The sequence below is a fragment of the Pseudomonas sp. NY8896 genome, assembly GCF_039634505.1.
Map to the genome: position 1 here is coordinate 6,608,806 of NZ_CP132350.1, position 14,688 is coordinate 6,623,493.

Here is a 14,688-nt window from a genome sequence, read left to right on the forward strand (position 1 = left end):
CTGCTAAAAAGGGCCGCCCAGCGGCCCTTTCCTGCCGCAATCCCCCCGCCAACCATCCACATGCGCATTCCCTCGCCGCGCCAGCGGTGTAGAATCGGCCTATTCATCGCCAGTCATCCCCGGCGGGTTTATGAGCTCTGGCCAAGCACGCGGCGATCCCGCGCGGTCTTCGGCCCCATCCGTGCCAGTGGCAACCGGCCTGCGGCGCAAAGGACAAGAGAAGCTCACTCCCCTATTTGTGACCTGATTAAGCCGCCAGGAGTGTTTCATGCCTGATTATCGTTCCAAGACTTCCACCCAAGGCCGCAACATGGCCGGCGCCCGTGCCCTGTGGCGCGCCACCGGGATGAAGGACGAAGACTTCAAGAAACCGATCATCGCCATCGCCAACTCGTTCACCCAGTTCGTCCCGGGCCACGTGCACCTGAAGGACCTGGGCCAGCTGGTTGCCCGCGAAATCGAACGCGCCGGTGGCGTGGCCAAGGAATTCAACACCATCGCGGTCGATGACGGCATCGCCATGGGCCACGACGGCATGCTGTACTCGCTGCCAAGCCGCGAGATCATTGCCGACGCCGTGGAATACATGGTCAACGCCCACTGCGCCGACGCCATCGTCTGTATCTCCAACTGCGACAAGATCACCCCCGGCATGCTGATGGCCGCCCTGCGCCTGAACATCCCGGTGATCTTCGTGTCCGGTGGCCCGATGGAAGCCGGCAAGACCAAGCTGGCCAGCCACGGCCTGGACCTGGTCGATGCCATGGTGATCGCTGCCGACTCCTCGGCTTCCGATGAAAAAGTCGCCGAATACGAGCGCAGCGCCTGCCCGACCTGCGGTTCGTGCTCCGGCATGTTCACCGCCAACTCGATGAACTGCCTGACCGAAGCCCTGGGCCTGGCCCTGCCGGGCAACGGCTCGACCCTGGCCACCCACGCCGACCGCGAGCAGCTGTTCCTCACCGCCGGCCGCACCATCGTCGAGCTGTGCAAACGCTACTACGGCGAGAACGACGAGTCGGTACTGCCACGCAGCATCGCCAACTTCAAGGCGTTCGAAAACGCCATGATGCTCGACATCGCCATGGGCGGTTCGACCAACACCATCCTGCACCTGCTGGCCGCAGCCCAGGAAGGCGAAGTCGAATTCGATCTGCGTGACATCGATCGCCTGTCGCGCAAAGTGCCGCAGCTGTGCAAAGTGGCGCCGAACATCCAGAAGTACCACATGGAAGACGTGCACCGCGCCGGCGGCATCTTCAGCATCCTCGGTTCGCTGGCCCGTGGCGGCCTGCTGCACACCGACCTGCCGACCGTGCACAGCCGCAGCATGGAAGAAGCCATCGCCAAATGGGACATCACCCAGACCGATGACGAAGCCGTGCACACCTTCTTCAAGGCCGGCCCTGCCGGTATCCCGACGCAGACCGCGTTCAGCCAGTCGACCCGTTGGGAAACCCTCGACGACGACCGTGAAAACGGCTGCATCCGCAGCTTCGAGCACGCCTACTCGCAAGAGGGCGGCCTGGCCGTGCTGTACGGCAACATCGCCCTGGATGGCTGCGTGGTGAAAACCGCTGGCGTAGACGAATCGATCCACGTATTCGAAGGCAATGCCAAAATCTTCGAGAGCCAGGACAGCGCGGTGCGCGGCATTCTTGCCGACGAGGTGAAGGCGGGCGACATCGTGATCATCCGCTACGAAGGCCCGAAAGGCGGCCCAGGCATGCAGGAAATGCTGTACCCGACCTCGTACCTGAAGTCCAAAGGCCTGGGCAAGGCTTGCGCCCTGCTCACCGACGGCCGCTTCTCGGGCGGCACCTCGGGCCTGTCGATCGGCCACGCCTCGCCGGAAGCCGCTGCTGGCGGCGCCATCGGCCTGGTGCGCGACGGCGACAAGGTGTTGATCGACATCCCCAACCGTTCGATCAACCTGCTGGTCAGCGATGAAGAACTGGCCGAGCGCCGCGTCGAACAGGACAAGAAGGGCTGGAAGCCTGCGGAAGTACGCCCACGCAAGGTGACCACCGCGCTGAAGGCCTATGCCCTGCTGGCGACCAGTGCCGACAAGGGTGCTGTGCGTAACAAGGCGATGCTGGAAGGGCTCTGAAGCTCTGGCTGCATAAAAACCGGCGCCTTGAGCGCCGGTTCTTTTTATTGCTCATTGACGGTCAATGAAGCGAGGTGACGGGGTCCGTTTGAAACATTGACAGCTTTTGGAGAGCGATTCCAAGTGACTCGTCATCGAACAATTTGCTTTTTCGAGCAGCGGCACCTGCCCCTCCAGACCAACTTTTCAGATGTTCGCGAATTGCGCGAATCGTCGGCTCAACACCCTCTTCATGTAATAGCCAATCAACGGTGGCCAGTAGCTCCATACCAAACGGAGACTCGAAACCATCAATCAATTCGGCAGTGAACTCCAACGCCGGCAAATAGGCCTTGGCTTCACTGTTCAAATACGCCTGTACAAATGACTTGCGCCCCTCATCAAACCAGATCACGTCCAGAGGGCCTGCATCGCTGATCCGCTTTCCGCAGTGCTAATAGCTGCCATCCAGATTATCTAGCAGATGTTCAAGCCGGTTGGCGTAAGGACCATACTTATGAGCGACAAACTTCAACTCCAATGGGTTGGAACCTGGCGTGAACCGCTCGATTGATCGCTCCAGAAACCAGGCAAGCTTCTGGACTTCGAGCAAGCTGCACTCCATTCCCAGCACCCAGTAGCGGCGCACCAGCTCTGCGATCAAGGCTCGAGCCGGGGTTAAATTCTCAACACCACTGCGCTTGGAAACGTTCTGATAATTTGCCGTAGGCTCGAAAACGAGAATATCCGCATCCAGATCACCTAGAACACTCTCAATCTGTTCTCGTACCGCAGCCCAAGGCAACCCTCCGTTGCCAGCGCCAAGTGGCGGGACTGCAATCGATGCTACTTGGTTCTCGAGGATGAAGTTCCGCAAATCATGGAGACCATCGACGATCCAGCCGATTTGCGAAGGTGAGCGCCAATGCCGCTTGGTGGGAAAATTCACAATCCAGCGCGGACCATCCAGCTCACGCACCTCAGTAACAAACATCTTCCCGGTAACGACTTCTTTCGCTTTGCAGGCAGCAGCATACAGGCGATAGTTTTCGGCAAAACGCTCCTTGAACATCAGCGCAATGCCTTTCCCCATCACCCCTACTGTGTTGACTGTATTAACCAGCGCTTCGGCTTTTGCCTCCAGCAGGTTACCTTGCATAAAGCGAATCATCAGAAGTACCACCCAGGGCGAGCATATACGGCAAGATTCAGCTGACGTTGCTGAACCTCCTTGTCGATACGACGCTTCAAAGCTTCGTTGTAGCAGACTATTCCCAGAAGGCCAGCGACCGGGACATGTCCATGGATAAGGGCCTCAGCCTGATAGCGCTCCATTTTTCGGGGGTCATCAGGGTCACGCTTGAAGTCCCTGCGCTGCAAAACCTCCCAATCTATTTTGTCGAGCTGCGTAAGGTCGCTGTAGTAACCGGCCCAATGCGGGTAGGCATGTGCGTCCGTGAAGATAAACCGCAGACCCAGCGACTGCGCATGGTACAGGCTGGAGACAAGAATCACGATCTCTTCATTCCGCCGCTGAGAAACGCCCCACCCCGAATGGATGTTCTTCATCATCACGGAGAATGGGGTGAAGTAAAACGGCACATAATCTGCCAGCGTCCCATTGGGCTCTATGGGCACGTGGCGTTGCGCTCGCTTGCTGATCAGCTCTGGGTTCCCGATTCCAATGTAAGCACTGGATGGAAGGGACATTGTCGATACTTGTTAGGTGGTAGATGAACTGCTGATCTCGAATAGCCACTGGCAACCTCTGGCAAAAATGATATCCATATGCCATCAAACATAGTCATTGGATCCACATCTGCCAGGGCGCAGCCGGCTCAAATAAACCTAACCCTTACTGAATTTGCTCCGGCGTCACGATCACCCAGTTCTTGTCCGCCGTCACCGGCAACCCTTCCTTGGCCTGCGCCGCCGCATTCTTCGCAATCATCCCGTTCAGTTGGTCCATGTACTTGGCCTTGCGGTTTATCCACAAGTGGATGCCACCTTTGCCCACATCCACCCCGTGAAACTGCATGTAGCCATCGCTGGTCGGCGTGTCGCCGCCCACCAGCACCGGTTTCTTCCATTCATCGATATAGGTCAGGATCGCCGCCTGCTTGCCCGCCATCCAGGTGGCCGGGGTCCACAGGTAGGGCGTCAGCTCCAGGCCCTCGTTAGCCTTGGCATCGTAGTGCCCGGCGCCGATCTGCTTGCGCGCGGTGGTCAGTTGGCCGCTGGCGCGGTCCTTGAGCAGCAGGCTGACGCCAATCACGTTCTGCGGTTTCACGTTGTAACCGTACTTGGGGTCCGAGGCGACCATGCGCACCAGCTCTTCGGAGGCCGCCGAAATCACGTACACCTCGATGCCGTTCTCCATCAACTTGTTGTACAGCTCGGCCTGGCCCTTGAACACCTTGGGCGGCTGCACCTCGATGGCCTTGACCTGGTCGCCTTCGTAATACGTGCTGGGGATTGGCTTGGTGGAGGCCATCAGCTCATCCACCTGCACCTTCAATTCCTTCAGGGTAAAACCGGAGAACACCTGGGCCACCCACGGGTAGCAGACCATGTCGTCGACTTCACACAGGCGGTAGTAGTAGCTGAACAGGCTTTCCTTGTGCTCGGCGGTGTCCTTGAATGGCATCAGCTTCAACGACGGGTCGAGCTTCTCGCGGCTCAGCAGGCCCTTGTTTTCCATGAACGGCAGCAAGGCTTCTTCCAGGTCATAGCGGTAACTGGTGTTGTCCATGTCGAACACCGCGTAGTTACCCTTGTTGGCATTGGCGGCGATCATGCTGTCGAGCTGCTTGGCGGCCTCGGCAGGCCAGTGCTTGAGCTCGGTGGCGAAGGTTTCGATACTGAACAGCAGGGACAGGCCGAGGGCCACGGCTTTCGGGGCGCGCTTCATGTACGAATCTCCTGAAATGACCCAGAAACGCTAGTGCAACAATCCCTAACGACAACCCTCGATAACGACCTCCAGACAGCTGCAAACGCCGTGTTCATTGCAATCCGCGACACGCCGTTATTCCATAAACGACTATGCACATTCCATTTGGGTATAAATTCGTTTGTTTTCAGGCTGTTAGCATTTCCGTTCGCAATCGCTCACAAGAGGCGATGCTTCCTTTGCTTTTTATGCTGGAGCTTCAATGAACCTGCCGCTGTCTCTTAACCTGCTGGCGTTCCTGGCCCTGTTGCTGGGCCTGGCACAAACCCGCCGCACCGACTGGAGCCTGGCCAAGAAAGTACTGCTGGGCCTGGTGCTGGGCGTAGTCTTCGGCCTCGTGTTGCACACGATCTATGGCGCGGGCCACCCCGTGCTCAAGGCCACCATCGCCTGGCTTGACCTGGTCGGCAACGGCTACGTCGGCCTGCTGCAGATGATCGTCATGCCGCTGATCTTCGCCTCGATCCTAAGCGCCGTGGCACGCCTGCACAATGCCTCTTCGCTGGGCCGCATCAGCGTGCTGAGCATCGGCACCCTGCTGCTGACCACCGCCATTGCCGCGCTGATCGGCATCGTGCTGACCAACCTGTTCGGCCTCAGCGCCGAGGGCCTGGTGGCCGGTGCCCAGGAAAGCGCACGCATGCAAGTTATCCACAGCGACTATGCCGGCAAGGTCGCCGACCTCAACATCCCGCAACTGCTGCTGTCGTTCATCCCCAGCAACCCGGTGGGTGACCTGGCGCGTGCAAAGCCGACTTCGATCATCAGCGTGGTAATCTTCGCCGTGTTCATCGGCCTGGCGGCGCTACAACTGATCAAGGAAGATGCCGAGAAGGGCGAACGCGCGCTGTCGGCCATCGATACCCTGCAGGCCTGGGTGATGCGCCTGGTGCGGGTGGTGATGAAGCTGACCCCGTATGGCGTGCTGGCGTTGATGACCAAGGTGGTGGCCAGCTCCAACATGGAAGACATCCTCAAGCTGGGCAGCTTCGTGGTGGTGTCGTACCTAGGCCTGGCGCTGATGTTCGTGGTACACGGCATCATCCTCGCCGCCACTGGCGTGAGCCCACTGCGCTTCTTCCGCAAGGTGTGGCCAGTACTGACCTTCGCCTTTACCAGCCGCTCCAGCGCCGCCAGCATTCCGCTGAACATCGAAGCGCAAACCCGCCGCCTGGGTGTGCCGCAGTCGATCGCCAGCTTCAGCGCATCGTTCGGCACCACCATTGGCCAGAACGGCTGCGCCGGCCTCTATCCCGCAATGCTGGCGGTGATGGTGGCGCCAGCGGTGGGCATCGATACCTTCGACCCGCTGTGGATCGCTACTCTGGTAGCCATTGTCACGTTGAGTTCGGCTGGGGTTGCTGGCGTGGGCGGCGGTGCCACCTTTGCCGCGCTGATCGTACTACCGGCCATGGGCTTGCCGGTGGAATTGGTGGCGTTGCTGATTTCGGTGGAGCCGCTGATCGACATGGGGCGTACGGCGTTGAACGTGAATGGTTCGATGACGGCCGGCGTGGTGACCAGCCAGCTGTTGAAAGAGACCGACAAGGATGTGCTGGCGGGCGATGAGCATGCCGAACTGAGCCATACCTGACAGTTTGCCGGGGGCGCGTTGCGCCCCCGGCAATTTCAAACCTTGTCCCAAACCTCGAAGTGATAAGCCGGCTTGCCTTCCTCAGCCTGTGCCTCGCTCGACGCCCGCTTCCACTGCCCCTGATCGAACTCCGGGAACCAGGCATCCCCTTCCGGCGCCATTTCCACCCGCGTCAGGTACATGCGGCTGACCAGCCCTTTCTCCAGCGCCTGGCCATACAACTGCGCCCCGCCAATCAGCATCAGTTCCTCAACGCCCTGCTCGCGCGCCCACTGTTCGGCCCGCACCAGCGCTTCTTCAAGCGAGGCGAACACCTCGGCACCCACCAGTTCAAGCCCAGCCTGGCGACTGACCACGATATTCAACCGCCCAGGCAGCGGCCGGCCCAGCGAATCCCAGGTCTTGCGCCCCATGATGATCGGCTTGCCCAGGGTGGTGGCCTTGAAGTACCTGAAGTCCCCCGGCAAATGCCAGGGCATGGAGTTGTCGATGCCGATCACGCGGTTCTCGGCGTAAGCCGCGATCAGGCTGAGGGGGAGTGATGTATTCATGCCAGCGAGGATAGCACCGGGCGTGTGGGTTATGCTTCTGCCTTGACCTGTGCAATGGAAGACCTTGTGACTGCACCCACGCCACTGGACAAGCGCTGGCTCACCGAAGCGGTACGCCTGCGCGAGGAACACGCCGGCCTGCTGGATGACCAGGAAGCCAATCGCCATGCTCGCCAGCTCGGCGGCGACCTGGCGACGCGCATCGAAAATCGGGCGCTGTTTCTGGCCGAACGCGACGGCATGAGCGCCGCCCTGCGCCACTGGAAGCAAGGCGCGCGCCTGGCGCTGCTGGCCTTGCTGCTGATGGCCGTGCTCAGCGGTGCCGGCCTGGCATTGGCCGCCCTGGGCGACGGGCAGCGACCGGTTAACGTATTCTGGGCCTTGGGCAGCCTGCTTGGGCTGAACCTGTTGATGTTGCTGGGCTGGGCCATCGGTTTTGCCCTGAGCGGCGAACATGGCGCGGGGCTGGGCCGCTTGTGGCTGTGGTTGAGCGAACGCTTCGCCCGCGATGCCAAGGCCGCGCACCTGGCGCCGGCGTTGCTGGTGCTGCTGCAGCGCCAGCGCCTCAACCGCTGGCTGCTCGGCCTGTTGGTGCATGGCCTATGGCTGCTGGCGATGCTCACCGCCCTGGGCATGCTGCTGGCCTTGCTGGCCACCCGGCGCTACGGCTTTGTCTGGGAAACCACCCTGCTTGCCGCCGACCCGTTCATTCACCTGACCCAGGCGCTGGGCGCCCTGCCCTCGTTGCTGGGCTTCGCCGTGCCCGATGAGGCCATGATTCGCGCCAGCGGCGACAGCCAGCCTGCCCTGGAGCTGGCACGCCAGGCTTGGGCCAGTTGGCTGCTCGGCGTGGTGTTGGTGTATGGCCTGCTGCCGCGCCTGCTGCTGGCCGGGTTGTGCCTGTGGCGCTGGCGCCAGGGCCGCGAACGCCTGGCGCTGGACCTGAGCCTGCCCGGCTATGCGCAGTTGCGTGAAGCACTGATGCCGCGTAGCGAGCGAATCGGCGTACAGGACGCCGCCCCCGAAGCCTTGCCGCAATTTGCCGCAGGCCAGTTGGAAAGCGGTAGCAGCGGTGCCCTGCTGGTCGGCCTGGAGCTGGACGACCAGCGCCCCTGGCCACCCGCCCTGCCGAAAAACGTGATCGATGCCGGCGTGCTCGACAGCCGTGAATCGCGCAACCGCCTGCTCGAGCAACTCAGCCGCTTCCCCCCGGCACGCCTCGCCATTGCCTGCGACCCACGCCGCTCACCCGACCGCGGCAGCCTGGCGTTGCTTGCAGAACTGGCGCGCAATGCCGGCGCAACGCGCATCTGGCTGCTCCAGGCCGCCCCCGGCCAGGCCCTGGATGCTCGGCGCCTGGGCGACTGGCACGAAGCCCTCGACCGCCTTGGCCTGGCACACGCCGACACCTCGCCTTTGACCTGGCTGGAGCATGGCCATGACTGAGCCACTTAAACTGGCCGTGGTCGGCCACACCAACGTCGGCAAGACTTCGTTGCTGCGCACCCTGACCCGCGACGTGGGCTTTGGTGAGGTATCCCATCGCCCCAGCACCACTCGCCATGTCGAGGGTGCGCGGCTGTCGGTGGACGGCGAACCCTTGCTGGAGCTGTACGACACCCCAGGCCTGGAAGATGCCATCGCCCTGCTCGACTACCTCGAACGCTTGGAGCGCCCTGGCGAGCGTCTGGACGGCCCGGCCCGCCTGGAGCGTTTTCTGCAGGGCAGCGAAGCGCGCCAGCGTTTCGAGCAAGAAGCCAAAGTGCTGCGTCAACTGCAGGCCAGCAATGCCGGCCTGTATGTGATCGATGCGCGCGAGCCGGTGCTGGCCAAATACCGCGACGAACTGGAAGTACTCGCCAGCTGCGGCAAGCCGTTGCTGCCGGTGCTCAACTTCGTCGCCAGCCACCAGCACCGCGAGCCGCAATGGCGTGAAGCCCTTGCCCGGCTTGGCCTTCACGCGTTGGTGCGGTTCGACAGCGTGGCCCCGCCCGAGGATGGCGAGCGCCGTTTGTACGAGAGCCTTGCCCTACTGCTGGAGGACGCCCGCCCAGCCCTGCAGCGGCTGATCGACGACCAGCAAGCGCAACGCCTGGCCCGCCGGCACAGTGGCAAGCGGCTGATTGCCGAACTGCTGCTGGACTGCGCCGCCTGCCGGCGCAGCGTCGAAGCCGAACCGGCGGCCGAAGCCCGGGCGATGGAAGCCCTGCGTCAAGACATACGCCAACGTGAGCAGCGTTGCGTTGAAGCCTTGCTCAAGCTGTACGCATTCCGCCGCGAGGATGCCCATGCCAGCGACCTGCCGTTGCTCGATGGCCGCTGGGGCGATGACCTGTTCAACCCCGAAACCCTGAAGTTGCTGGGCGTGCGCCTGGGCAGCGGTGTGGCAGCGGGTGCGGCAGCGGGCGCTGGGGTGGATCTACTGGTCGGCGGCCTTACCTTGGGTGCGGCGGCGTTGGCTGGGGCGATTGCCGGCGGCGCGCTACAGACGGCGCGCAACTATGGTTCGCGGTTGATGGGCAAGCTCAAGGGCAAACGCGAGCTGACCGTGGACGATACCGTGTTGCGCTTGCTGGCTCTGCGTCAGCAGCAGTTGATGATGGCGCTGGAGAGCCGCGGGCATGCGGCACAGGACAGTATTCGTCTGGGTGAGGTGGATGAGAAAGCCTGGCGCGAGGGCAAGTTGCCGGAGGCACTGGTGAAAGCACGAGCGCACCCCCAGTGGTCCACGCTCAATCCTGGGGCGAAGTTGAACCAGGCTGAACGGCAAGAACAGCTTGAGGCGCTGGTTACTCAGATCTGAGTAACCAGGCCCATCTTTCAAAGGAGTGCCAGCGCCTTCTGCTTCAATCCCTCCAGATCAACCACTGGCATTCCAATTTCCTTGGCCATTTCATCCCATTCCCGCATCCGCAGGCTGACCTCGAACAGCGGATCCCGCTCGAACGCATCCGCCTCGGCCTCGCTCATCATGCCGCCCTGATACTCCAGGGTGCGCCTGCTCGCTTCACTCAACCGCTGGTAATACCCCGCTTGCCGCAAAGTCAGGTAACGCTTGGCCTCCACGTGATACTGCACCAGCCGCGCCATGCGCTCGCCAAAACCACAACGGCGCAAATATTCGGCGCCGATGCGTTCATGGCTGACCACGCCGTAACCGCCCATGCTGGCGTCACCACCACACAGATGGCCGATGTCGTGGAAGAACGCCGCCAGCACCACTTCATCGTCGAAGCCTTCGGCCATGGCCAGTTGCGCGGCTTGGGACATGTGCTCGAGCTGGGTGATGGCTTCGCCGATGTAGTCGTCGCTGCCATGGCGCGCGTACAGGGCAAAGGTGCTATCGATGATCTGGGCTGGAGTAGGCATCGGTATCTAGTAGTCCTGGCTTGATAGCGGCGGTGACCTCTTCGCGGGCGTGCCCGCAAAGAGGCCGGTACAGGTTACTGCTGGGCCACCTTCTCCGACTTGCCGTCATAGCGCTTGCGCCATTCGGTCAGGATTTCATCCCGGTTTTTCGAAGCCCAGGCAAAGTCGTTCTTGATCAGGCGCTGCTCATAGTCTGCCGGCAACTCGGTCTGCGGCTTGGCAATGCCTGGCGCGGCCAGCACGGCGAAGTTTTCCTTGTACAGCTCCATGGCCGCCGGGCTTGCCGAGAAATCAGCCAGGCGCTTGGCCGCATTCGCCTTGGGCGAGCCCTTGATCACTGCAGTCGCCTCGATCTCCCAACCCAGGCCTTCCTTCGGCAGCACGATGTCCAGGGGGGCGCCCTGGCGCTTGAGCTGCACGGCCGGGTATTCGAACGAAATACCGATCGGGAACTCGCCTGCCGCTGCCAGCTTGCACGGTTTGGAGCCGGAATGAACGTACTGGCCGATGTTCTGGTGCAGCGCGTCCATGTAGGCCCAGCCTTGCGGTTCACCGAAGGTCTGCAACCAGGCACTCACGTCAAGGAAACCGGTGCCGGACGAGGCCGGGTTGGGCATGACGATCTTGCCCTTGTACTCGGGCTTGGTCAGGTCCTGCCAGCTCACCGGTTTGCTCAGGCCCTGCTTCTCGGCCTCGATGGTATTGAAGCAGATGGTCGCGGCCCACACATCCATACCCACCCAAGCCGGAGGGTTGGCAGCGTCCCGGTAGTTGCCGGAGATCTTGCCCAGGTCTTTCGGTGCATAGGCTTCAAGCATGCCGTTCTGGTCGAGAATCGCCAGGCTGGACGCCGCCAGGCCCCAAACCGCGTCGGCTTGCGGGCGGTCTTTCTCGGCCAGCAGCTTGGCGGTGATGATGCCGGTGGAATCACGCACCCACTTTATCTCGATATCCGGGTTGGCTTTTTCGAAGGCTTGTTTGTAGCTCTTCAATTGCTCGGCTTCCAGCGCGGTGTAGACCGTCAGCTGGGTATTGGCGGCCGAAGCCTGCAGGCTGAACACGGCGCAAACAGCAGCGGCAAGTGCAAGGTGCTTGTACATGGGTAGGTTCCTTACAGGTCAGACGGTCGCGGCGCGTTGGCGCCAGGCTTGGGAGCGGCGCAGCAGGCCGCGTGAGGCTGCGGCCAGCAGCAGCGAAGCGCCGGCACTGGTCAGCAAAATCAGGGTGGACATGGCGGCGGCACCGCCAACGTTGCCGGCGTCGTCCATGTTCAGCACGGCAACGGCAGCCAGAATGGTGTCGGGGCTGTACAGGAAGATCGCCGCCGACACGGTGGTCATCGCCGAGACGAACAGGTAGCGGATGATGTCCAGCAACGCCGGCAGGCAGATTGGCACGGTCACCCGCAGGAAGTGCTTGTACAGCGGCGCCTTCAGCGACAACGCAGCGGCTTCGAACTCGCCGTCGAGCTGACGCAGGGCGGTGGTGGCGGTCATCTGCGCGGTGGTCAGGTAATGGGCGATGGTGCACACCACCAGCAGCCCCATGCCGCCGTACAGCACATGCAGCGGGTTGCCGTTGAGGTTGAAGAAGAAAACGTAGCCCAGGCCCAGCACCAGGCCCGGCACGGCCATGGGGATGAAGCTGAGCAGGCGCAGCGCCTGGTTGAGCAGGCGTTGCCCCTGGGTTTTCTCCATCAGGTAGGCACCGGTGAAGATCACGATGCTGCCGATCAGCGCGGTGCCGATGGCCATGGTCACGCTGTTGCGGTAGGCCAGCCAGCCGCCACCTGCGGTGTCGTCGAACAGGTAATGACGCAGTGACAACGAGAGGTTGTATGGCCAGAAGGTGACTAGCGAGGAATACACCGCCATACCGATCACCAGCAACAATGCCGCGCACACCAGCAGCACGATGGCCAGGAAGCAGGCATCGCGGCCACGCGATGGCTTGGGTACGAACACCTGGGCACGGCCGCTCATGGCCTCGCCCTGGCGCCGGCGCAGCCAGGCGTCGACGGTAAAGCTGAACAGCGCCGGCAACAGCAGCACCATGCCGATCAACGCGCCACGGCCAAACTGTTGCTGGCCGACCACCGCCTTGTAGGCTTCCAGTGCCAGCACCTGATAGTCGCCACCGACCACTACCGGCACACCGAAGTCGGTGATGGTCAGGGTGAATACCAGGCACAACGCCGCGAACACCGCCTGGCGTGTGGCCGGCCAGGTAATGCTGGTGAACGCCCGCCACGAGCCGGCACCCATGCTGGAAGCTGCATCGAACAGGCGAGCATCGGCCAGCGACAGCGCCGACAGCAGGATCATCAGCGCATGCGGGAAGGTGTAGATAGCCTCGCCCAGCACGATGCCCCAGAAACCGTAGATGTTGTCGCTGAGCAACCCGCGCAGCAGCCCCTGGTTGCCGAACAAGTAGACCAGGGCGATGGCCGGCAGCATCGACGGTGCCAACAGCGGCAGTAGCGAAATCCCCCGCCACAGGCCCTTGGCCGGAATCAGCGTGCGTTGCAGGGCATAGGCGAACAGGTAGGCCAGCGGCACCACGATGGCCGCAACCGTCAAGGCCACCGACAGGCTGTTGCCCAGCAACCAGTGGAAGTTGTCGCTGGCGAACAGTTCACGGGCCGCCAGCAATCCGCCGCCTTGGCTTGCTTCACCGCTGAAACCACGCCAGAAGATCGCCAGCAGCGGCATCAGCACGGCCAGCACCAACAGGATCAGCAGCAGGCTCTTGCCGCCGACGACGAACAACCGGTCACCCAGGGCGACGCCAGCACGCGGCGCGGCTTTGGCCTGGCCCAGTGGCAGGGACATTGGCGCGGCCATCTCAGGCAAACACCTGCAGGCTCTGCGGCGGCAGTGCCACCCAGATGTCCTGCGAACCCAGGCGCGGCATGGCTTCGGGGGCCAGTTCAGCCAGCAAGGCATGGCCTGGCAAGGCCTTGAGTTCAAAGCTCATGCGACAGCGATTACCGAGGAAGGTGATTTCGCGAACCATGGCCGGGAACAGGTTTTCTTCGTGTACCACCGGGTTGACCGTGATCGCCTCTGGGCGGCAGAACAGCCGACCGCTGCTGGCCTGGGCCGAACCCGGCGCCAGGCGCATGTTCATGCCGCCGACCTGGGCATGGCTGTCGCTGCTGCGCTGAAACGGCAGCCAATTACCCTGGCCGACGAACTCGGCGACGAACGGCGTGGCCGGCTGGTCGTAGATTTCCTGCGGGGTGGCGTACTGCTCGACCTGGCCGTTGTTCATTACCGCAATGCGGTCGGCCATCAACATGGCCTCGTCCTGGTTGTGGGTCACCATCAAGGTGGTGATGCCCAGCTGGCGTTGCAGCTGGCGCAGCTCGGTGCACAGGTGCTCGCGCACCCGCGCGTCCAGCGCCGACATCGGTTCGTCGAGCAGCAACAAGGAAGGCGACGGTGCCAACGCGCGGGCCAGGGCCACACGTTGCTGCTGGCCACCGGAAAGCTGGCCGGGGTACTTTTTCTCGCTGCCGGCAAGGCCCACCAGCTCGAGCATTTCGGCCACACGCTGACGGGCCTGCTCGCGGCCACTGCCGGTCAGGCCGTAGGCGATGTTGGCTTCGACGGTGAGGTTGGGAAACAGCGCGTAGGACTGGAACAGGATGCCGTAGTCACGGGCCTGGGGCGGCAGCTCGGAAATATCGCGTTCGCCGATGTACAGCGTACCGCGGTCCTGGCGCTCCAGGCCGGCAATGCAACGCAACAGCGTGGTCTTGCCGCAACCGGACGGGCCAAGCAGGCACACCAGTTCGCCGGCGGCGATGTCCAGCGAGACATCGTTCAGCGCCGTGAAGGCACCGAAGCGCTTGTGGATGTTGCGCACGGTCATTTGTGCGCCGGGGGTGGTGTGGTTCATGGCAGGGCCTCATCGAAGAGATGGGGGCCATGCTAGGAAGGCTGTGCGAAGGTTCTGTGGCGTTTGGGCAAAAGTCGATGATAGTGATATAGGCAGATTTTGTAGGAGCGGCCTTGTGTCGCGATGGGCTGCGCAGCAGCCCCGGCAATTCATGCGGCGGAGCTGAAACCCCGGGGCTGCTGCGCAGCCCATCGCGACACAAGGCCGCTCCTACAGTGCCTGTGTACTC

Annotated in this window: 10 protein-coding genes and 2 pseudogenes; 4 read left to right on the forward strand and 8 right to left on the reverse strand. The window is 62.4% G+C overall.

Translation table 11 applies throughout. From position 1 onward, the window contains the following. Positions 1-268 precede the first annotated feature (268 nt). A complete protein-coding gene (gene ilvD, locus Q9451_RS29900; protein ID WP_012274676.1) occupies positions 269-2,110 on the forward strand; it encodes a dihydroxy-acid dehydratase in 1,842 nt (613 codons plus the stop codon). 61 nt (positions 2,111-2,171) lie between these two features. On the opposite strand, the pseudogene Q9451_RS29905 reads toward ilvD, so the two are convergent. The 3 genes and pseudogenes from Q9451_RS29905 to Q9451_RS29915 all read right to left on the reverse strand — a co-directional run bounded on the left by Q9451_RS29905 (position 2,172) and on the right by Q9451_RS29915 (position 5,000). After that, a pseudogene (locus tag Q9451_RS29905) lies at positions 2,172-3,260 on the reverse strand (macro domain-containing protein). Further along, positions 3,260-3,778 (reverse strand): annotated as a pseudogene (locus Q9451_RS29910) (DUF4433 domain-containing protein); the annotation flags it as partial. The pseudogenes Q9451_RS29905 and Q9451_RS29910, both read right to left, overlap by 1 nt. A gap of 166 nt (positions 3,779-3,944) precedes the next feature. Beyond that, positions 3,945-5,000: a phosphorylcholine phosphatase gene (locus tag Q9451_RS29915; RefSeq protein WP_012274678.1), complete on the reverse strand. Its 1,056-nt coding sequence runs from the start codon at positions 4,998-5,000 to the stop codon at positions 3,945-3,947. A gap of 244 nt (positions 5,001-5,244) precedes the next feature. Between Q9451_RS29915 and Q9451_RS29920 the strand changes: the two genes are divergently transcribed. After that, positions 5,245-6,636 (forward strand): L-cystine transporter, encoded by a 1,392-nt coding sequence (locus tag Q9451_RS29920; RefSeq protein WP_012274679.1) that lies wholly within the window; start codon positions 5,245-5,247, stop codon positions 6,634-6,636. A 35-nt stretch (positions 6,637-6,671) separates the two neighbouring features. Here the strand turns inward: Q9451_RS29920 and Q9451_RS29925 are convergent, their stop codons facing one another. Continuing rightward, complete coding sequence (locus Q9451_RS29925) at positions 6,672-7,187, reverse strand: dihydrofolate reductase (protein ID WP_012274680.1); 516 nt, start codon at positions 7,185-7,187, stop codon at positions 6,672-6,674. Between the two features lie 54 nt (positions 7,188-7,241). Here Q9451_RS29925 and Q9451_RS29930 point away from each other — a divergent pair, with 54 nt between their 5' ends. Together Q9451_RS29930 and Q9451_RS29935 are read left to right on the forward strand one after the other, a co-directional pair. After that, complete coding sequence (locus Q9451_RS29930; protein WP_012274681.1) at positions 7,242-8,633, forward strand: DUF2868 domain-containing protein; 1,392 nt, start codon at positions 7,242-7,244, stop codon at positions 8,631-8,633. Further along, positions 8,626-9,990, forward strand: coding sequence for a GTPase/DUF3482 domain-containing protein (locus Q9451_RS29935; protein WP_012274682.1), 1,365 nt, complete (start codon positions 8,626-8,628; stop codon positions 9,988-9,990). Before Q9451_RS29930 ends, Q9451_RS29935 begins: the two co-directional genes overlap by 8 nt. A gap of 17 nt (positions 9,991-10,007) precedes the next feature. On the opposite strand, the gene Q9451_RS29940 is transcribed toward Q9451_RS29935, so the two are convergent. From Q9451_RS29940 to Q9451_RS29955, 4 genes are all read right to left on the reverse strand, one after another. Next, a complete protein-coding gene (locus Q9451_RS29940; RefSeq protein WP_012274683.1) occupies positions 10,008-10,556 on the reverse strand; it encodes a phosphonate degradation HD-domain oxygenase in 549 nt (182 codons plus the stop codon). 74 nt (positions 10,557-10,630) lie between these two features. Continuing rightward, on the reverse strand, positions 10,631-11,656 hold the full coding sequence (locus tag Q9451_RS29945; protein ID WP_012274684.1) for a putative 2-aminoethylphosphonate ABC transporter substrate-binding protein: 1,026 nt from the start codon (positions 11,654-11,656) through the stop codon (positions 10,631-10,633). Positions 11,657-11,674: 18 nt separating this feature from the next. After that, positions 11,675-13,399, reverse strand: a complete 1,725-nt coding sequence (locus Q9451_RS29950) for a putative 2-aminoethylphosphonate ABC transporter permease subunit (RefSeq protein ID WP_012274685.1) — start codon at positions 13,397-13,399, stop codon at positions 11,675-11,677. Between the two features lies 1 nt (position 13,400). Further along, positions 13,401-14,459: a putative 2-aminoethylphosphonate ABC transporter ATP-binding protein gene (locus tag Q9451_RS29955; protein WP_012274686.1), complete on the reverse strand. Its 1,059-nt coding sequence runs from the start codon at positions 14,457-14,459 to the stop codon at positions 13,401-13,403. Between the last annotated feature and the right edge of the window lie 229 nt (positions 14,460-14,688).